This window comes from Chryseobacterium sp. 3008163 (genome assembly GCF_003669035.1).
Classification (GTDB): Bacteria; Bacteroidota; Bacteroidia; order Flavobacteriales; family Weeksellaceae; genus Chryseobacterium.
The window spans coordinates 2,932,729-2,952,796 of record NZ_CP033070.1; the positions used below are offsets into that span (position 1 = coordinate 2,932,729).

Annotated in this window: 16 protein-coding genes; 5 read left to right on the forward strand and 11 right to left on the reverse strand. The window is 35.0% G+C overall.

Annotated elements, in window-relative coordinates:
• Positions 1-95: 95 nt before the first annotated feature.
• The 7 genes from EAG08_RS13370 to tsf all read right to left on the reverse strand — a co-directional run bounded on the left by EAG08_RS13370 (position 96) and on the right by tsf (position 12,243).
• Entirely contained in the window at positions 96-296 is a 201-nt protein-coding gene (locus EAG08_RS13370; RefSeq protein WP_129537271.1) for a T9SS type B sorting domain-containing protein, read from the reverse strand.
• Positions 297-502: 206 nt separating this feature from the next.
• Positions 503-739 carry a hypothetical protein gene (locus EAG08_RS13375; protein WP_129535872.1) on the reverse strand — a complete coding sequence of 79 codons (237 nt, stop codon included), beginning with the start codon at positions 737-739 and terminating at the stop codon, positions 503-505.
• On the reverse strand, positions 721-939 hold the full coding sequence (locus EAG08_RS13380; protein ID WP_129535873.1) for a hypothetical protein: 219 nt from the start codon (positions 937-939) through the stop codon (positions 721-723). The genes EAG08_RS13375 and EAG08_RS13380 overlap by 19 nt, the downstream gene beginning before the upstream one ends.
• A gap of 20 nt (positions 940-959) precedes the next feature.
• Entirely contained in the window at positions 960-3,797 is a 2,838-nt protein-coding gene (locus tag EAG08_RS13385; protein ID WP_129535874.1) for a gliding motility-associated C-terminal domain-containing protein, read from the reverse strand.
• Positions 3,798-3,923: 126 nt separating this feature from the next.
• Positions 3,924-6,992, reverse strand: coding sequence for a T9SS type B sorting domain-containing protein (locus tag EAG08_RS13390; protein ID WP_129535875.1), 3,069 nt, complete (start codon positions 6,990-6,992; stop codon positions 3,924-3,926).
• A 78-nt stretch (positions 6,993-7,070) separates the two neighbouring features.
• On the reverse strand, positions 7,071-11,216 hold the full coding sequence (locus tag EAG08_RS13395; RefSeq protein WP_129535876.1) for a gliding motility-associated C-terminal domain-containing protein: 4,146 nt from the start codon (positions 11,214-11,216) through the stop codon (positions 7,071-7,073).
• Between the two features lie 199 nt (positions 11,217-11,415).
• Complete coding sequence (gene tsf, locus EAG08_RS13400) at positions 11,416-12,243, reverse strand: translation elongation factor Ts (RefSeq protein WP_129535877.1); 828 nt, start codon at positions 12,241-12,243, stop codon at positions 11,416-11,418.
• A gap of 147 nt (positions 12,244-12,390) precedes the next feature.
• On the opposite strand from tsf, the gene EAG08_RS13405 reads away from it, so the two are divergent.
• Entirely contained in the window at positions 12,391-13,092 is a 702-nt protein-coding gene (locus tag EAG08_RS13405; RefSeq protein ID WP_129535878.1) for a DUF6759 domain-containing protein, read from the forward strand.
• Positions 13,093-13,154: 62 nt separating this feature from the next.
• On the opposite strand, the gene EAG08_RS13410 is transcribed toward EAG08_RS13405, so the two are convergent.
• Both EAG08_RS13410 and gltX read right to left on the reverse strand, forming a co-directional pair.
• Positions 13,155-14,111: an acetyl-CoA carboxylase carboxyltransferase subunit alpha gene (locus EAG08_RS13410; protein WP_129535879.1), complete on the reverse strand. Its 957-nt coding sequence runs from the start codon at positions 14,109-14,111 to the stop codon at positions 13,155-13,157.
• Positions 14,112-14,158: 47 nt separating this feature from the next.
• Positions 14,159-15,667, reverse strand: coding sequence for a glutamate--tRNA ligase (gltX, locus tag EAG08_RS13415; protein WP_129535880.1), 1,509 nt, complete (start codon positions 15,665-15,667; stop codon positions 14,159-14,161).
• Positions 15,668-15,740: 73 nt separating this feature from the next.
• Here gltX and EAG08_RS13420 point away from each other — a divergent pair, with 73 nt between their 5' ends.
• Both EAG08_RS13420 and EAG08_RS13425 read left to right on the forward strand, forming a co-directional pair.
• Positions 15,741-16,679, forward strand: coding sequence for a glycosyl transferase family 90 (locus tag EAG08_RS13420; protein WP_129535881.1), 939 nt, complete (start codon positions 15,741-15,743; stop codon positions 16,677-16,679).
• Positions 16,680-16,694: 15 nt separating this feature from the next.
• Positions 16,695-17,036: a phosphomannose isomerase type II C-terminal cupin domain gene (locus tag EAG08_RS13425; protein WP_185145195.1), complete on the forward strand. Its 342-nt coding sequence runs from the start codon at positions 16,695-16,697 to the stop codon at positions 17,034-17,036.
• Positions 17,037-17,074: 38 nt separating this feature from the next.
• Here EAG08_RS13425 and EAG08_RS13430 read toward each other — a convergent pair whose 3' ends face one another.
• Both EAG08_RS13430 and EAG08_RS13435 read right to left on the reverse strand, forming a co-directional pair.
• The gene (locus EAG08_RS13430; protein ID WP_129535883.1) at positions 17,075-17,974 is read right to left on the reverse strand and encodes a glycosyltransferase family 2 protein; all 900 of its coding nucleotides are present in this window, start codon (positions 17,972-17,974) and stop codon (positions 17,075-17,077) included.
• On the reverse strand, positions 17,971-18,861 hold the full coding sequence (locus tag EAG08_RS13435; protein ID WP_129535884.1) for a glycosyltransferase: 891 nt from the start codon (positions 18,859-18,861) through the stop codon (positions 17,971-17,973). The genes EAG08_RS13430 and EAG08_RS13435 overlap by 4 nt, the downstream gene beginning before the upstream one ends.
• Positions 18,862-18,921: 60 nt before the next feature.
• Between EAG08_RS13435 and EAG08_RS22195 the strand changes: the two genes are divergently transcribed.
• A complete protein-coding gene (locus EAG08_RS22195; RefSeq protein ID WP_228446572.1) occupies positions 18,922-19,215 on the forward strand; it encodes a hypothetical protein in 294 nt (97 codons plus the stop codon).
• Positions 19,212-20,057, forward strand: a complete 846-nt coding sequence (locus EAG08_RS13440; protein WP_228446573.1) for a glycosyltransferase — start codon at positions 19,212-19,214, stop codon at positions 20,055-20,057. The genes EAG08_RS22195 and EAG08_RS13440 overlap by 4 nt, the downstream gene beginning before the upstream one ends.
• The last annotated feature ends 11 nt before the right edge of the window (positions 20,058-20,068 follow it).

Consider the following 20,068-nt stretch of genomic DNA (forward strand, 5'->3'; position numbering starts at 1 on the left):
ACAAATTTAATAATAAAATACGTTGAATCATTTAAAAATGAACAAAAAAACCATGACTCAAGGTCGTGGTTTTAATAATATTATTAAAAATAATGTTATTCTCTGTTTTTAACCAAGATCCAGCCTGAGAATTTGATTGAAGTTTTGTTTTTACTTTCGTTCCAACTGATGCTGAACCAGTAATTTCCGGTAGAAACTTTTTTGGTTTCATTGATGCTTCCATCCCATTTATAACCAGTGTCTTTGTTTTCTTCAAATATTTTAACTCCGTATCTGTCATAGATTCCTAAGATCAGATTTGTTCGCTAGACGCAGAATAATCAAAAACATCGTTTACTCCGTCACCATTTGGTGCAATTACATTGATAATATTTGGAATTGTAAATCTAATGGTTCGCAATTAAAGAAATCACTTAATTTCATTATTACTTGATTAAAATTTAAATTTCCATATAAAAAAATGGCCGGAAATTACTCCGACCAAATTAATTTTCACTTTATTTTAATTATCAGAAGTGAAGATAGAAAGATATTTTTCGCCATTATCTTCTTTTACCTCTATCTTTTTAACCAGTACACTATAGATGTTAGTCGTCGGATTATCAAACACATAACCATCAATCATTACTTTTGTATCTTTAGGTATATTGCTTTGTTCATTAAGAGCTTCAAGTGACATAATATCTGGTGTGCCTACATTTTTCTTAAATTTAATTTCCGTCAAACCGCCTTCAGCCAAATAACTGAACTTTTGTAGATGTTGCGGTAGTTTTGTTGTAGCCTTAAAAAAGTGGTACTTTCTATATCTTTTTTGTACGGCTCAAACATTTCAGTAGTTCCCACAGCACCATTGCAAATAGCAAATTTCACTTTACTGTTTTTTTGTCCAAATAGTATTGCTGACGAAAAAATTAAGAATGTATATAGAATTTTTTTCATAATATTTATTTTTTTCATAATTATTCTCTATTTTTCACTAGAATCCAGCCTGAGAATTTGATTGGAGTTTTGTTTTTACTTTCATTCCAGCTGATGCTGAACCAGTAATTTCCGGTAGAAACTTTTTTGGTTTTATTGATGGTTCCATCCCATTTATAACCGGTGTCTTTGTTTCCTTCAAATATTTTAACTCCGTATCTGTCATAAATTCCTAAGAGCAGATTAGGTTTTTTTGCTAAAGCAGAATAATCAAGAACATCGTTTACTCCGTCACCATTTGGTGTAATTACATTGACAATGTTCGGAACTGTAACGGTCACTTCTAACGGTTCGCAATTAAAGAAATCTCTTACATAAACCGTAATGTCACCTCTTTTTATATCGGTGAAAACATTAGAATCCTGCCAGTTGATATTATCGATTGAGTATTTGTAAGGAGCAGTTCCTCCTATTGCAAATACAGTGATGTCGTTAGTAGTAACTTCAATATTCGAAATTACAGGTTGCTGAGTAGCATAAACCGTCACTGTTTGTTTTGTGAAACAATCTCCTTTTTTAAGGATTACTGAGTATGTTCCTACGGTAACGTCACTGATGATCTGAGTTGTTGCTCCTGTGCTCCATTGATAACCGTCAAAATCAGGGCCTGCATCTAATGTTGTTTTGTTTTCGATACAGATTTCTTTATCAACTAAAACAGTTGATTTTGTAGGCGGGATAACAACTAATGTAATTTCTGCCACTCTGTAACATCCGTTTGCATTGCTTACTCTTACATATACAATACCGTTTGGAGCTACATAATTCGCAGGATTTAGAATTTCATTGGTTTGGTTGTTAGCGTCTGTCAATGAAGGATAATATTTTTTTGTTGTTCCTAGCTGAGTGGTTACGCTTGCATTAGTTAAATTAAATAATCCTGTAGCAATATTTTCTTCAAGGTAGCAAGATCTCAATAGTGCATTATTCACCACTGGGCTCTCTGCTATTGTAAGGGTTAAAGTAATTTGTTCACAATCTACAAATTCAGGATCGTTTCCACAGAATTTGTATGTAATGGTGTCTGTTCCTGCAAAACCAAAGTTAGGAACATATCCAATCACTCCTGTAGTAGGATTGATGATTGCTGTACCATTTGTTGGAGGTGTAATAATCTGTACAGTACTCGGAACAAATGTTTGTGAAGACGAAGTAAAGGCTGGAGCAATATTAAGATAGCCTTCACAAACAGTTTTTGCAGCTGTAGTTTGTTGAAGACATGTAAATACCTTATAAACAGGAGTTGTTGCCGGAATACAAGATCCCACTGTAATTCTTACAGTATAATTTCCTGACTGTGTTGGTGTGTAAGAGTTGCTGTTTGCTCCCGGAATTGCAATGCTATTTCTGAACCATTGGTAAGTATCATAACTGTCATCTACTTCCAAAACCAATCCTGGAATACAATCACCAATCTGCTTAGCAATAAGCGGAATTGATGAGAATCCAGCGAAATATCCTCCATATCCAGAAGTACTGTGTCCTCCATTAATTCCGGCGGTGACCGCTTTATTAGATTGTATGGCTATATTACCGGTAATAGGCTGTATTGCATAGGTTACCCAATTGGTATTTCCTGTCAATGGAAACGGACCCTGTGCAGCAGTGGGAGTTATTGGTGCTCCTCCATTAACGGTATAAGTAACTGTAGCACCCGCTTCAGTTAAAATATTAAGCTTTACAACAGTACCACTAGGTATAACACTAGCTCCTCCGGTACCTGTTGGCATTTCACCTACTTTACCAATCTCATCAATTTTTCTTGGTAAAAAGCAGTTTAAAGGGGGGATATAATTAAATCCACATGTGGCAGTGTCATTATTTACCGAAACCAGTTGGTACAAATAAACATTTTTTGAAGTATTGATGTACATGTTAGGGTGTGCACCACCTTGAACTATATAACTACTTCCAGAAATTCTGTACCATTGACCAGCATTTAAAGTCGCTGCAGGAGTGGTAGATCCATTCAAATATATTGCAGTATTGTTTTCTGTAGCAATCACAATTCCTCCTTCTAGTTCATTCGCAGTATTTGATCTTGTTCTTACCATCGCAAATTCATTCCCTAATCTATCAAGGGGAACAGACTGATCTAAAATTATATCAGTCCCTGAAGAAGTTGTATTACCGAAATTCCCTGTCACATTTCCGTTTGTAAGGGTGATTGGCTTAGTAGCAACGATTTTTGCTCCCATGAATGGTGCAGCGGGACCTATACCACCTGCAAAAATAAAAGATTGTCCTTTATTTAAAGTAAAAGTATGTGTATTGGTTGGTGGTGTTGCTCCATAGAAAGTTATCGGAGTAATTGCACTCCAAGTGGCAGTAACTATTGTATTATCTTCGGTTGCTAAAACTCCTGCCGTAAAATTGTCTGTGGTACGAGTCGTAACAGATGGAGTGTTCGCAACAAAAAATTCTTTCCCAATACCAGCTTTCCCTTTGCTGGTTACCACTTCAGCATGTTGAGTTGAATTAACTAATCGAAGGGTACAGTAAAAAGGTTTATCCCCCTTAATATATAATCCTTTATTAATTACCGTAAAAGCTTCTCCTGTAATTGTAGCTGCTATATTATTTGAAGGGACTACAAAAATCTGAGGATTTCCTTTGCTAATTGTTACCGTTCCCAATGCAATGTTGTTGCTGTATACCGTTGCCACAAAAGGTGTTACAGAGTCAGTGGAAAGATAAAGTGACTGTGCTGTAACAGCTGTGGTTGCATAGTATGGTGCGATCCAATGCTCTGTATCTCTTTGAGCAGAAACATTGATGCCTAAAATCGTTAATAGAAAAATAAGTAGAAATTGTTTCATAAGCGTAGAATTAGGATTTTTACAAAAATAATAGAATATTCAATATGTTTTGTAATTTTTTAAGATATATTAATGATATATGAAAAAACCACGGTTAATAACCGTGGTTTTTTCTAAATTTTAGAATTATTCTCTATTTTTCACTAAAATCCACCCTGTGTATTTGATTGGTGTCTTCTGTGCATTTGGTTCTATCCAGTTGATATGATACCAATAAGTTCCTGTGAGAATTCCTTTGCCTGCAAACTTACCATCCCATTTGTAATTGTTTGATCTGTCGCCGGTGAACAATTTATTACCGTATCGATCGTATATTACGAATGTAAGATCGCCTTTGTAGGCCAATTCGCTGTAATCTAAGAAATCATTTACGTTGTCTCCATTTGGCGTAATCGCATTGACCAGATTAGGAACTGTAATCTCCACAGAAACAGGGTCGCAATTAGCTGCATCTTTCACGAAAAATCTATGCTGACCTCTTGAAAGATTGGTAAATACATTAGAATTTTGCCAATTCGCAGGTGTGTCAACTGCATACTGATAAGGGGCGTTGCCACCTTGAACATTTACAGTCGCTGTACTGTTTGATATTTCAATCGAAGTAATTACAGGTTCGCCTACCTTCTTAACACTTACAAATTGTTTTATGAAACAACCGTTGTTTTCAAGAATTACCCAATACTCACCTACACCAACACCTTGTAGAGTCTGTGTCGTCGCACCGGTGTTCCATTTATAAGATGTAAATCCTGCTCCTGCATCTAGTGTGATTCTCTCATCAATGCATATGAATTTATCTACCAAAGTGGTTGATCTCTTTGGAGGAGTTACTTTAAGATTGATTTTAGCAATCGCGTAACATCCGTTTGAATTGAAAACTCTCGCATGTACAGATCCGTCACCAGAAATATACAGCGTAGGATTCAAAATTTCATTGGTTCCGTTACTTGCATCTACGAACGTTGGATAATACTTTTTCGTAATCGGAGTTTCAGTGCTTATTACAGCAGACGTTAAATCAAATAAACCTTTTGTTTCATTATTTTGAAGAAAACATACTGTCAAAGTTGCATCGTTCACAACCGGAGTCGGGAAGAAATCAAGAGTGATTTTTGCAGTTCCAAAACAACCTTCAGAAGTTGTGACAGCTACATATACCGATCCTGCTCCTGAAAAGTAATTTGTAGGATTACTGATCTGATTGGTATTTGCAGTTAAGTCTGCCAATGTAGGATAGAATTTTTTAGTTGTTGGCACTGCGTTGTCTGTAACGTTTGCCGTAGTTAAATCAAAAAATCCGTTTCCTGAATACTGACAAGCTTTTATCGTTCTGTCTGTCAATACGAATGGAACTAAATTTAAGTTTAAAGTAACTTGTTCGCAATCTACAAACTCAGGTGCATTACCGCAGAATTTATACACAATAACATCTGGCCCTAAATATCCAGGGTTTGGAATGTAAGTAATTACCCCATTTGATGGATTTATCGTAACTGTTCCGTGTGTTGGTTGTGTAATAATAGTAACAGAACCTGGTGTTGGAGCCTGTGTAGAGCTGGTAAAGGCAGGGGTGATTGCTTTGCTGCCACAGATGTATAAAGATTTAGTGGTCTGTTGTAGACAAGTAAATACTTTATAAATAGGTGTGGTAAGTGGAGGGCAAGTTCCCATGGTTACCTTTACAGTATAATTTCCTGCTACTAGAGGAGTGTATGTATAAGATGTTGCTCCAGGTATAGCAACGCCATTTAAAAACCATTGATATGTTTCGTATCCATCATCTACTTCCAGAATAATTCCCGGAATACAATCTCCTGTTTGTTTTGCAATTAGAGGGATTGATGAAAATCCTGCAAAATATCCACCATAACCAGAGGTGCTATATCCACCGTTAATTCCCGCTGTGACTGCTTTGTTTGATTGTATGGCTAGATTTCCTGCAACACCTTCTATACTATATGTTACCCAAGCGGTGTTCCCTGTTAATGGATAGGGGCCTTGGGCTGCGGTAGGAGGAGTAGGTGCTCCTCCATTGCTGCTAACAGTTACAGTTGCGCCTGCCTCCGTCAATATGTTTAGTTTAATAACCATATCATTCGGGGTAGGGTTCGGTAAAGGCATTTCATTGATTTTACCAATTTCATCTATTTTTCTTGGTAAGAAGCAGTTCAATGGTGGTATATAATTAAATCCGCACGTTGCATTGCTGTCCTGTACAGATACTAATTGATATAAATAAACGTTTTTAGAAGTCGATACAAGCATATTATAATGACCTGCAGTTCCTTGAGCGACATAGTTGTCTCCGGTAATTCTGTACCATTGACCTTGATTTAATGTTGCTACAGCAGTAGTAGAGCCATTTAAAAATATCTGAGTGTTGCTATCGGTTGCAACAACAATAGCTCCTTCAAGATCTGCCGCTGTAGATCTTGTTCTTACCATTGCAAATGTACTTCCAAGTCTTTCAACAGGTACAGATTGATCTAAAATAGCATCTGATCCTGAAGGACTGTTTCCAAAGTTTCCATTAACGTTTCCGTTTGTAAGTGTAATTGGTTTGTCAGATACAATTTTTGCTCCCATAAATGGAGCAGTACCTGCAGTATTACCTGCAAAAATAAAAGATTGACCTTTATTTAATGTAAATGTTTGGGTATTTCCGGTTGGTGCACCACCGATGAAAGCCACTGCGCCAGTCCAAGTTGCAGTAACAACAGTATTATTTTCAGTTGCTAAAACTCCTGCTGTAAAATTATTACCTATACCAGTAGAAGGTGTATTGGCTACGTAAAATTCTTTTCCAATACCTGCTTTGCCTTTGCTGGTAACAATTTCGGCGTGTGTAGTACTACTTACCATTCGAAGTGTACAATAAAATGGTTTAGCAGCCTGAAGATATAACCCTTTATCTATAACATTAAAAAGTTCTGATGCGGTATTTGTTGATATTCTTGCTGGAGGAATAACAAAAGTCATCGGAGCGCCTTTACTGATAGTAACTGTTCCCAGTGAGACATTATTACTGTATATTGTAACAACAAATGGTGTCAGAGAATCGGTAGACAGATAAACAGATTGGGTGTAAGGTTGTGTAAAATGAAATGGAGCTATCCAATGTTCAGTATCTCTCTGTGCAAATAGAGATGTGAACGAAAGAAAAACCATCACTAAACTGAGTAGAAATCTTTTCATAGGTATAGAATTAGGATTTCTACAAAATTAGTATATTATTTAATATATTGTTAATAAATGCTAAAGAAAATATAAAAATTATTCTCGATTCTTAATTAATAACCATCCGGAATGCGAAACTGGCAATTTAGTTTCGGGTTCTATCCATTTCAAGATGTACCAATAAGTCCCTGTTGACAGAGGTCTTCCACCAGATTTTCCGTCCCATATATAATTTTTATCTGAAGATTTATAAACTGGTGCTCCGTATCTGTCTACCACTTCAATGCTGACATTTTGTTTTAATCTAAGCTCAGAATAGTTCAAAACATCATTATGACCATCACCATTTGGTGTTATTGTATTTACAAGATTTAAAATGATAAACTCTTTTGTAACAGGCTGACATCCGTTTGCACCCAAAACATACACCTTGTAAGTTCCTCTCGTCAAGCCGTAAAAAATGTTTGAAGATTGATAGTCAATTCCATTTAGTGAATATTGATAAGGGGCGGCTCCGCCTGATACATTAACTGTTGCATTAGATCCGGTCACTTGTATACTTGTAATAGTAGGTGATTGTGCAGCGGTCACATTTACGGTTTGTCTATAGATACAACCGTTAAATGTTAAATCAACAAAATAAGTTCCTACACCTGCAGTGATGAATGAAGTGGTCTCGCCTGTACTCCATAAATAAGATGTAAAACCGTCTCCGGCATTTAGAATTGCTTTTCGGTCTGAGCATATGATCTGATTTTTTAGTGTTTCAGATTTTTTTCCTGATTTTAATGTTATGGTGATTGTTCCTGTATTTGGACAAGCATTATTGTTGGTGAATCTGATGTAGTAAGTTCCGGATCCGGTGATTGTTTGTTGAGCTGCAACTGCATTTGTTCCTGCCTGAGCATTGGCTAATGTCAAATGGAATGTCAAACTCACTGAAGGGTCTGTTGTGAATTGATTTTTAAAATCATTAAGGTTCACATTTTCAGAACCATTAAGGTCATTGTCGCAAATCTGTGTATTTACGGTGTTTGTCAGTAAAGTTATTCTGTTACCAATTGAGAAATTGATTTGTCCGAAAGCCGAAGGACAGTCGTTCGTTCCATCAACTCTTACATAGACTGTTGCGCTGGTTGTGTACGTCCAGTTTAAAGGTAATGTGTTGTTATTTCCTGCGGTTGCGTCAGTTTGATTTAAATAATATCTTACTGTGAAACTACCAGAATTTATTACAATTTGAGGAGTAATATTTGCAAAATTAACATTAATAATTCCATCAAAATTATCATCGCAAAGTGCTGCATTGTAGTTTCCTGTATTGACATTTGGAAGTGGGTTCGATACCAATGAAATCTGAGCTGTTTTTATACAACCGAATGGTGAAGTGATTTTCACATATACCACAGAAGTTCCAGAATTATAAGCTGAAGGTGCAGTGATAGGCGTGGTCAAAACAGCATTAGAATAGTATAGAAGTGTAGCACCAGCTGTAGAAGTTACGTTTGCCGTTGTAAGGTTAAAAGTTGTGGTGCCTGTATTATTTGCGCAACCACTAAGTGTTGCATTAGTAGATGTTATAGTATCTAAACTTAATGTGATTTTTGCAATATTCGGGCAAGAATTTGGTTTTTGAAATCTTATGTAAAGTATTTTAGTAGGGGCAATGATTTGTAAAACATTTACAGCATTTGTGCCATTTTGTGCATCTGCTAAAGTATTGTGATAAGTAAGTGATACCGTATTATCTGTGGTGAAATTATTTTTATAAACATCTAAATTTACCGTTTCCGTTCCGTCAGAATTATCATCACAAACCAAGGTCGTGTAATCTGTTGTTAGTAATGGAAGTTTATTTCCTATTGTGAAATTTATTTGTCCAAAAACCGGCGGGCAGCCATTGGTAGACTCTACTCTTACGTAAACGGTTGTGTTTGCTGAATAAGTCCAGTTTGCAGGTAATGTGTTGTTGTTTCCTGCAGTGGCATCAGCTTGATTTAAATAATATTTTACTGTGAAATTTGTTGAGTTCGCTACAATTTGAGGCGTTACCGTTGTAAAGTTTACATTAATAATTCCATCAAAATTATCATCACAAAGATTTGCATTGTAATTGGTTGTGTTGATATTTGCACCGGGATTTACCGTCAAAGTGATTTGTGCAACTTTTGAACATCCATTTGCTGAAGTTACATTGGCATACACAATACCAGAATTAGAAATATATGCTGAAGGATTTCCAATGATTGTAGTTAATAAAGCATCTGTATAATAAGTTACGGTTGTTCCGGCATCTGGTGTCACAACTGCTGTTGTTAAATTAAATATTCCGGAATTTCCATTGGCGCTACAAGTTGTTAAGGTCGCATTGTTAACCTGAAGAACGTCAATGTTGATGATCACTTTAAAATATTCAAAACTCGCAGGATTTCCATTTCCTTGAATATAATAGGTGAATGTATCAGTTGTGTCAAGTGTTAATCCTAAATTTGGTGTGTAAGTGATTTGCCCGGTTGTAGGATTTACAACAGCCGTTCCTGATGTAGGAGCCGCAATGATTGCAGTTTGATTCGGGACAATCGCTTGTGTAGAAGTAGTAAAAGCAGGATTGATTACTTTAGTGCTACAAGATCCGATATTGTAAGTCGTTGTAGATATTGGAGGACAAAGTGTATAATCGTATTCGGATGTCAATTTTGTTTCACAGTTGTTTTTACTGACCATACAAGTATAGATTCCCGTACCATACAATTCAGGATTGATTGAAAAAGTAGTAGCACCCGGGATGATAATTCCATTCAGATACCATTGGTAACTATCATAATTGTTGTCAACCTGAAGCAATACCCCAAGGTAGCAGTCTCCGGTTTTTGTAATGGCGGGTACAGATGAAAATCCTGCAAAATAACCTCCGTATCCCACGGCATTGTCTCCGGCGGCAATTCCTGCAGTTAAAGCTTTGGTAGAATTCACGGTGATATTTCCTGTCACATTGGGAATCGAGTAGGTGACCCAATTTGGGTTTCCCGTCACAGCATAAGGTCCGTTTGCTGTGTTGATATTGTTACCGTTGAAAGTAACAACAGCGCCGGTTTGGGTGATGATATTTAATTTGGTGCTAAATGAATCTGATCCAATTTTGTTAATAAAACCTATTTCTTCAATTTTATTAGGCATAAAACAGCTTAATGGCGGGATGAAATTCATTCCTCCGGTTGCATAAACCGTACTTCCTGATGCACCTGCAAGCAATTGATACACATAAACATTGTTATTAGAAGAAATACTCATGTTAAAGTTATTATTTCCCTGATGAACATAGTATGTGCCTTGCACAAGATAAAAGTCTCCTTCATTCAAGGTAACATTCGCAAGAAGGTTTCCGTTGACTGTAAGTTTGGTATTGTTTGCTGTTGCGATAACTAATGCTGCTTCCATTCCTGAATTGGAAGGGCCATTTCCTTTTACCATAACAAAATCTTTACCTAATCTTTCGACAGGGACAGCCTGATCCATTAAAACATCTACGTTGCTGCTATTCTGAGTAGTGTAAATACTGTTGAAATTTCCGTTGGTTACAGAAATAGGCTTGCTGGCGACAATTTTCGCTCCTACCAAACCGGATAAGTTATTCGGAGAAAGATCACTTTGAGCTTCTATAATATATGATTTACCCTTATTTAGGGTGAAAGTTCTTGTTGGAGCTGAAATTCCATCAGAAAAAACAACATTAGGATTGTAGCCAGACAAAGTAACGGTCGTATTGTCTTCTGTTGCAGTAACTCCAATCGTAGAATTTACATAAGGTTTTGCCGTAGTGTTGGGAGCCATACCCACAAAAAAGTTTTTGCCGATACCCGCTAATCCTTTTGAAGTAATAATTTCCGCTTGGTTAGGAACTGAAAACCTAAAGTTGGCGAAGAATTTCTTACTTCCTTTCACATTCAGTCCCATCGAGTTTGAAACAAAAAGATTTGATAGTGCTGATGAAATCATGAAGCTATTAGGAATCGTCAATTGTACGGGATTATTTTTACTTACCTGTACAGTTGTAAAAAGGGTGTTGTTATTAAATACCTGAACTGAAAACGGGGTCGTTTGATCAGTAGATAAATACAGATAACCTTTTGCGGTTCCCTGCAATGAACTGGCGGACATCGGTGCAAACCAATGCTCAGTATCCAATTGTGCATTTACCAATAAAGAGAGAAATATACAAAGACTTAATAAAAATTTTTTCATGCCGATTCTTAAAGGGCGACAAATTTAATTATTAATAATCAAAATATTACGTATTTTTTTAACATATTTTTGTGAAAATGAGACAGTGTAGAATATTTAAAATAAACTTCATGATTAATTAATATCCATAATTTGGTTGGTATAAAAAATCCCGGTGAAAAAATTTCACCGGGATCATATATTTGTTTGGAAAGATTGATTAAGCTAAGCTTACTCTTACAAATCCTGTAACTTTCAAGTCAGCGTTTACAGATTTTACGTAATCAGCAACAGAAATAGAACTGTCTTTGATGAAATCTTGGTGTACCAAAGTGTTGTCTTTGTAGAATCTCTGCATTTTACCTTTCAAGATGTTTTCGATGATGTTTGCAGGCTTACCTTCTTCAGTAAGTTTGTGTCTTTCGATTTCCAATTCTTTATCGATTGTATCCTGAGAAACTTTAGTTTCGTCAAGAGCGATAGGGTTCATTGCAGCAGCCTGCATAGAAACAGCTTTAGCAGCTTCATCAGCACCGTCTACTTTTGCAGAAAGTGAAGTGATTGCAGCGATTTTGTTTCCAGCGTGGATGTAAGCTCCCAAGAAAGGTCCTGTAATTCTTTCGAATGCACCGATCTCGATTTTCTCACCGATAACTCCAGTTTGCTCGATTAATTTCTCAGCAACAGTCATTCCGTGGAAATCTGTAGCCAATAATTCTTCTTTTGTAGCAGCGAAAATAGCCATTTCAGCGATTTCGTAAGCTAGCTCGATAAATGCTTCGTTTTTAGCAACAAAGTCAGTCTCACAGTTTAAAGAGATAACAGTACCTAAAGTGTTATCTTCGTTTACTCTAGCGATTACTGCACCTTCAGAAGAATCTCTGTCAGCTCTGTTAGCAGCAACTTTTTGTCCTTTTTTTCTAAGGATATCTACTGCTTTTTCGAAGTCTCCTTCTGCTTCAACTAAAGCTTTCTTGCAGTCCATCATACCTGCACCTGTTTGGTTTCTCAATTTTGCTACGTCTGCAGCAGCTGGTGAATAAGACATAATATTTATTATTTTTTTATTTAAAATTATGATTAACTTTAATAGTTTATTATAAAGATGTGCAAAGATAATGATTTTAATGATAAACTAAAAAATGACTTTTCACGTTATAGTATTATTTAATAAATTTTTAAAGGTTTTTACTCAATGAGAAAATTATTTCTGATCTTATTCCTCTCCATATTCTGTCTTGGCTTCTCTCAAAAGAAGAAAAAAGGCAAAGCAAAAGTAGTCGCCGAGAAAGAAACGGTCATTATTTATACAGAAACAGAAGCTGAAACTTCTAACGAACCCAGAATTATCGCAGGTTTTCTAAAACAAAATCCCGGTCATGCAAGGACTGATTTTTTTAAGAAAAGATTGATTACCATCATTATGGCTGACAATTCACCGGAAGCAAAACCCACAATAAAACCAATTAGTAAAGATAAAATTGAAAATATTGTAAACAATAGTGAACTTAATAAAGGGAAAAATTTAGGCACAAATGTAAAAACTACCTCTACGCCGGAAAGAAACGTGACCTATGCAAGTGTAGGAGGTGCAAGTAAAAAAGCAGAGCCAAGCGATAAAGCGAAAAAAACGGCATCAATGCTGACTCATCTTTTTAATAATGATCCGAGTGATAAAGAAGCTTACATCAATATCAAAAACAGATCAAACTGCAGACTGATCGTAAAAATAAGCGGAAAAAAATATTATAATCTCGACGTTCCTGCAAAAGGGCAAAACTTCGTATTGATTGAAAAAGGAGATTATGTACTGACGACAATGGTGTGTGATGCCAAATATTCTTCATTGAAGAAGATTACAAAAGATATTGAGATACAGCTGGATGTTGCTGATTAGTATTCATTTTAAATCAAAATAAAAAAAGGTAGCTTAGAAATTCTAAACTACCTTTTTTATTTTTATCCTTTAAATTGCCCCATCGCAATAAACTTATCTTGTCTTTGGGTTTCCAGTTCTTTGCCTGTGAATTTTGAGAACGCTTTGATGTTTTGCAAAATCGAAGTCTTTAAATTCAAGTAAGTAGTTTCAGGATCGTAATGAGCTCCTCCAAGAGGTTCTTCAATGATTCCATCGATGAATTTTTCTCTTAAAGCATCTTTTGGAGTCAGATTCAATGCATTTGCTGCATCTTCTTTGTGATCCCAGTTTCTCCATAAGATTGAAGAACAGCTTTCCGGTGCAATTACGGTGTACCAAGTGTTTTCCAACATGTAAACTTTGTTACCAACACCAATTCCTAAAGCTCCGCCACTCGCTCCTTCGCCGATAATGTATGTGAAAATAGGAGTTTTCAGCATCGTCATTTCAAAAATATTTCTTGCAATGGCTTCACCCTGACCTCTTTCTTCAGCTTCCAATCCTGGGTAAGCTCCCGGCGTATCTACTAAAGTGATCACAGGAATTTTGAACTTTTCAGCTAATTTCATTAGTCTTAAAGCCTTTCTATATCCTTCAGGATTCGGCATTCCGAATCTTCTGTGTTGCCTTTCTTTGGTGGTTCTCCCTTTTTGAGTACCGATGAGCATCACTCTTTGACCGTCTAAAGTCGCCAAACCTCCGATCATCGCAGGATCATCTGCAAAGTTTCTGTCACCGTGAAGTTCTAAGAAACTTCCTTTGTCTACCATACCTTTGATATAGTCGATTGTATAAGGGCGATCCGGATGACGCGATAACTGTACTCTTTGCCAAGGCGTAAGATTTCCATAGATCTGTTTTTTGGTATCTATAATCTTATCCTCGATCTGACTGCATGCTAATTTTACATCAACACCACTTTCTTCTCCTACCAATGAACAGGTTTGATACTGATCCATCAGTTCTTTTATAGGAAGTTCGAAACTTAAATATTCCATTCTTGAAGTAAATTAAATCTTTCAAATGTATGAAAAATTATGAAATTTTATTTAAAATTATTTATAGCATTGCTTATTCTGGCGATACTTTCTTCTTTACCAACGAGTTCCACGATATCCGGAACGTCTGGGCCTTTTAATTCTCCAACTAACGCTAAACGTAGCGGCATCATTACTTTTCCCATTCCTACACCTTTGTTTTCTGCAAAATCGTGTAAGTTTTGCTTAATATTTTCTGAAGTGAAATCATTTATTGATTGTAAACTTTCAGCAAATTCAGTCAAAAGATTGGACGTTTCGTCGTTCCAAGCTTTCTTAGATGCTTTTTCGTCGTAAGACGTTGGAGCTTCAAAAAAGAATTTTCCGTTTTCGTAAATATCTTTCGGGAACGTTGCTCTTTCTTTCATCAGATTGATGATTTTCAATAGCTTTTCGTCTCCGATATTTAAATTTAAATCTGAATTTTTAAGTATTTCTAATAATTCCTCATCTGATTTTAATTGAATATATTGATGATTAAACCATTCAGCTTTTTCTTTATTGAATCTTGCTCCGGCCTTGTGAACTTTATTTAAGTCAAATTCGTTCACCATTTCATCCAGAGACAAAATTTCTTTATCATAAGCAGGAGACCAGCCTAAAAGCGCTACCATATTGATGAAAGCTTCAGGAAGATAACCTTCTTCGCGGTATCCTTTAGAAATATTTCCGGTTTCGGCATCTTTAAAATTTAAAGGAAATACAGGGAAGCCGAATTTATCACCGTCTCTTTTGCTTAATTTTCCTTTACCTTCAGGTTTTAAAATCAAAGAAAGATGGGCGAATTCCGGAGCTTCCCATCCCATCGCTTCATATAATAAAATGTGTAAGCCTAAAGATGGCAGCCATTCTTCACCACGGATGACGTGTGTAATTTCCATTTCGTGATCATCGATGATGTTGGCGAAATGATATGTTGGCATTCCGTCGTTTTTTACTAAAACTTTATCATCTAAAGTATTGGTATTCACGGCTGTGTTTCCACGGATAATATCTACTAAGCCAAGTGTTCTGTCAATCGGCATTTTGAATCTTACCACGTAAGGCGTCTTTTCGTCCAGCAATTTTTTAACCTCCTCTTCAGAAAGTGAAAGGCTGTTTTTTAAACGGTTTCTTGAAACATTATTGTAAGAGAAAACATCACCTTTAGCTTCAAACTCAGCTCGGATGGCATCTAATTCTTCAGCAGTATCAAAAGCGATGTAGGCATAATCTGTTTTTAAGATTTGCTCGGTGTATCTGTCATAGATATCTCTTCTTTCGGATTGTCTGTAAGGAGCAAATTTTCCGCCTTTTTTAGGGCTTTCGTCGGGGATGATTCCGCACCATTCAAGAGCTTCCTCGATATAATCTTCGGCACCTTCTACATATCTTGCAGTATCGGTGTCTTCTATTCTCAATACAAATTCTCCGCCCTGATTTTTAGCAAAAAGATAATCATATAACGCAGTTCTTACACCTCCCAAATGCAACGGCCCCGTAGGACTTGGTGCAAAACGGACTCTTACTTTCCCCATTTTTAAATAAAATTTTGGTGCAAATTTACGAAAAATGGATAGATTAGCGTATTTTTGATTCATATTATATATCATGACAAGGGTTACTAAAAAAAATAAATTATCCTTTTATATTCAGGGGTTTACAAGGGGGCTACTTCCCGTAAAGTCATTAGAAAAGAAAGTCAGTAAACTGTACAGTGTACTTTCTAAAGAAGAAGTGAATAATGTTGAAAGAAGAGTAGATTATTATAATAAAATATGTTCCCAGACAGAAGTTGCTCATCAAGGTACATATATTAAAGATTTGCTTAAGCCCAAAACTCCCAAAGCATATTATTTTGATACCTATGAATATGCAAGATATTTTCCTGAAAATCATCTGATTGATTTTGCATTTGGTGATGTCAATACCATTTTGAATCTTCCGATGATTACAAAAAGCCGTCCCATTAACGGAAATAACGAAAATAATATCTTATTGAATTTAGATAAAGCCAGACATTTTGTTTCTGTAAATGATTCTTTAAACTATTCTCAGAAAAAAGATAAAATGATTGGCAGGGCAGCAGTTTTCCAAGAGCACAGAATTAAATTTTATGAAAATTACTACAACAGTACATTATGTGATCTTGGGCAGGTAAATAAAAACGGAGGTAATCCTGATTGGATAAAACCAAAAATCAGTATTGCAGATCATCTTAAAAATAAATTTATCCTGAGTCTTGAGGGTAATGATGTCGCCACAAATTTGAAATGGATCATGTCTTCAAATTCTATCGCTGTATCCCCACCATTAAAGATGGAAACCTGGTATATGGAAGGCACTTTGAAACCGGACGAGCATTTTATAGGAATCAATGAAGATTATAAAAATCTCGAAGAAAAGCTGCAATATTATATTGATCATGAATCTGAAGCCAAAGACATTATAAACAATGCGAAAGAATACAGAGCTCAGTTTAACAACAAAAATGTGGAAAATTTAATTTCGATTTTGGTTTTACAAAAGTATTTTAATTACATTCGCTAAAAAAATCATGCTATGTTGGAAATAGGGGAAAGACCTTGGGGTAAATATTACGTTTTGGCAGACGAGCCACACTATAAATTAAAGAGAATTGAAGTGAATCCCGGCCAAAAACTATCTTATCAATATCATCATAAAAGACAAGAACAATGGACGGTCATTGAAGGTGATGCAACGGTAGTTTTAGATGAAAAAGAAATAAAATTGGGTTACGGCGAAAGCATTTTCATTCCATTGGGCTCTAAACATAGAATGATGAACCTTTCTGATCAACCTGTCGTGTTCATTGAAGTACAGACAGGAACTTATTTTGGTGAAGATGACATTGTAAGAATTGAAGATATATATGACAGAGAGTAAAATTGCATTTTACACTTTTTAGAATAACAAAAATCTAATCAGGATTTTTCAAAATAAAAAAACATAATTCGAATGTGAATTATGTTTTTTTTATGGGTGAATTTATAATGAGTCATAAATTTCCTGATATTTTTTTTCTTAAAAAATTTATAGATCAATTTTTTATACCAAACATTATAGTATTTTCTCTTGTACTTATTTCTTTCACTGACGATATTGGTGAGAGAATTAAAGTCTAATCCGTTTTTCTCATACAAAGCATAATGCTTTTGATAGATAATAAATTTGTAATCGGCAACTACAAAATGATTGTTTGCCCATGTATTGGTCAATGAATTTTTTTGGTTTCTGATTCTGTAATTAAAAAGAAATTCCTCTATTCGGGCAACTTTATTTCCTTTTTCAATAATAGACATCCACAAATCCCAATCTTCAAAAAACTTGAGGCGTTCATCAAAACCTCCGGACTTTATAAAATCTTCTTTATAAAATAGAGTGGAAATCGGGATGCAATTACAAAGCAGAAAATTATTTAAATTAAATTCAGGCAGATACCATTCTCCGGTTTTTTCTTCAAAATAATTTCCTTTTGTGTAGCACAATCTTACTTCTGGTTGGTTTTTTAAAACATTGAATGTTTTTTCTACAAAAGTTGGCTCTATCGTATCATCACAATCTAAAAACAGAATATATTTTCCGGATGCCAATTCTACACCTCTGTTTCTGGCAACAGAAGGCCCTTGATTTTGCTGTAAATAAAGTTTAAGCGATGGGTATTTGTCTTTCTGGAGCTCTTCTAAAAAAGTATGTGGTGAACCATCATTCACAACAATAGCTTCTATATTTTTATACGATTGATTATATACGCTTACAAGGCATTCTTCAATATAGTCCTGCCCGTTGTGATATGGAATAATGATTGAAACCAATTCACTCATAATTTGGTTAATTTGTTTGTTAAGCCATCAAAAATACCTTTTACGACATTACGTGAAAAAGATAAGTTATCTTTAAATTTTCCTTTTGATGAAAATAGTTTTTTTCTTGCAAAAATCATTCTTTCCCTAAGAACAAAAAATAAGTTCCCGGAATATTTTTTAGTCAGCCATATTCTGTTTCTCGTCATATAATATTCATAAACTTTGCCTCTTGAGCTGTCAGATTGATAGGCTACTACGTCAGTGTCAATGGCTATTTTCCATTTAGATTTATTTTTTATTCTGTAGCACCATTCAGACTCTTCATAATACATAAATAATTCTTCTATCATAAAGCCCAACTCATCCAAAACCTCTTTTTTAAACATCATGCTGCTTCCGTTCACGTAATCAATGTTATAATTGAGTCCTTCAATTTTAACTTCATCAATATTTTTATTAAAGTGAACGTGATTTCCCTCAAAACCTTTTTTAGGAAACAGAAGTCCTCCATCTGAGAAAATTTTTGAAGGTTCTTCAGCATACAATAATCTTGGACCGACAACACCTAAATCAGGATTGTCTTCTAAGGTTTTGTATAAATCATCTATGTCTTTAGTTTTAATATGAATGTCAGGATTAAGCAATAAAAATGTTGTTTTCCCTAAACTTATTGCTTTTTTGAGACCCCAATTATTAGCGTGAGCATATCCCAAATTGCTGCCCATTTGATGGAAAAATACATCTTTTTCATCACAAAATTCAGATAAAGCATTACCGTCATCAGAATTATTATCCAAAATGATTAATCCATCCTTAATTTTGGCATCATTACTGAATTCGATAATCTGTCTTGTTACGTCACTATAAGAATTATAGTTTAAAATTATAATTGCTAAATCTTTCATATATCGCTGCAAATATCCATATTTGTAGACCTAAAAGTAAAGAAAATTAAAATAAATTTCATGAAAAAGAAAGTATTGTATTTTATGCCAGATAACCCAATGTCTGGAAACGCAGGAAATACGACAAGACTTAATCAGTTGCTTTCTTATTTTAATACATTCGAGAATACAGATATTACTTTTGTTTCTTTAAAAGACTGGGGGCTGTGGGAAGATTCTGAAAAAGATCTTTTTGCTCAGAAATATCCACATATTAAGCTGATTCTTTTAGATAAAAAGTATAAAAAAAGTTTTTTTAAATATTTCTTTCTATATAAACTTCCCTATTTTTTAAACAAAACCCGGTGGATATGACAAGCTGGATTTTGAGAAAAGAATTTGCAGAGATTGCAAACAAAGATCAATTTGACCACATCATTGTTAGTTATGCAACATGGGGGAAAGTAATTGATAATGTGAAAATCAAAACAAATTTCATCGTAGATACGCATGATTTTATAACAGCTCAAAATCGGAAGAAAATCAAAAAAATTGGAAAAATATTTCAGGGCGAAATGGATATACTGAGAAAATTTGACGAAATATGGACCTATTCTGTAGAAGAAGAATATATTTTCGGACAGTTTACCAATAAAAAAGTGAAATATCTTCCTATTCCTTTTCCGCAAAAAGATTTGCTGCCTCTGAAACCTACTTACAAATATGATGTAGTGTATGTGGCGAGTAACAATCCTCATAATACAACGAGTATTCACTGGTTTTTAGATCATGTTTTATCATTTATAAAACCGGATATTCAAATTCATATCATTGGAAAAATAGGGAAAGAAATTAAAAAAGAATATCCTAACGTGAAAATCTATGGCATGGTAAATGATTTAAACGAATTCTATGATCATGCAAGAATTACAATTTGTCCTATGTTAAGCGGTACCGGTGTCAAAATAAAAGTTTTAGAATCACTGTCGAATAATCTGCCTGTTGTTACCAATACAAGAGGTGTAGATGGTCTTTCGCAAAAAAATAATAATGGATGTTTGGTTACAGAAGATGCCGAAAAATTTGCTGAATACATAAATCTTCTAATTTCAAATGATGAATTTTACGATGAGCAGAGACACAAAGCACATGAGTTTATCAAGAATAATCACAGTATAGAAAAAGAAATTTCTTTCTTTAAAAACAAATTTTCATAATTATTTTCCGT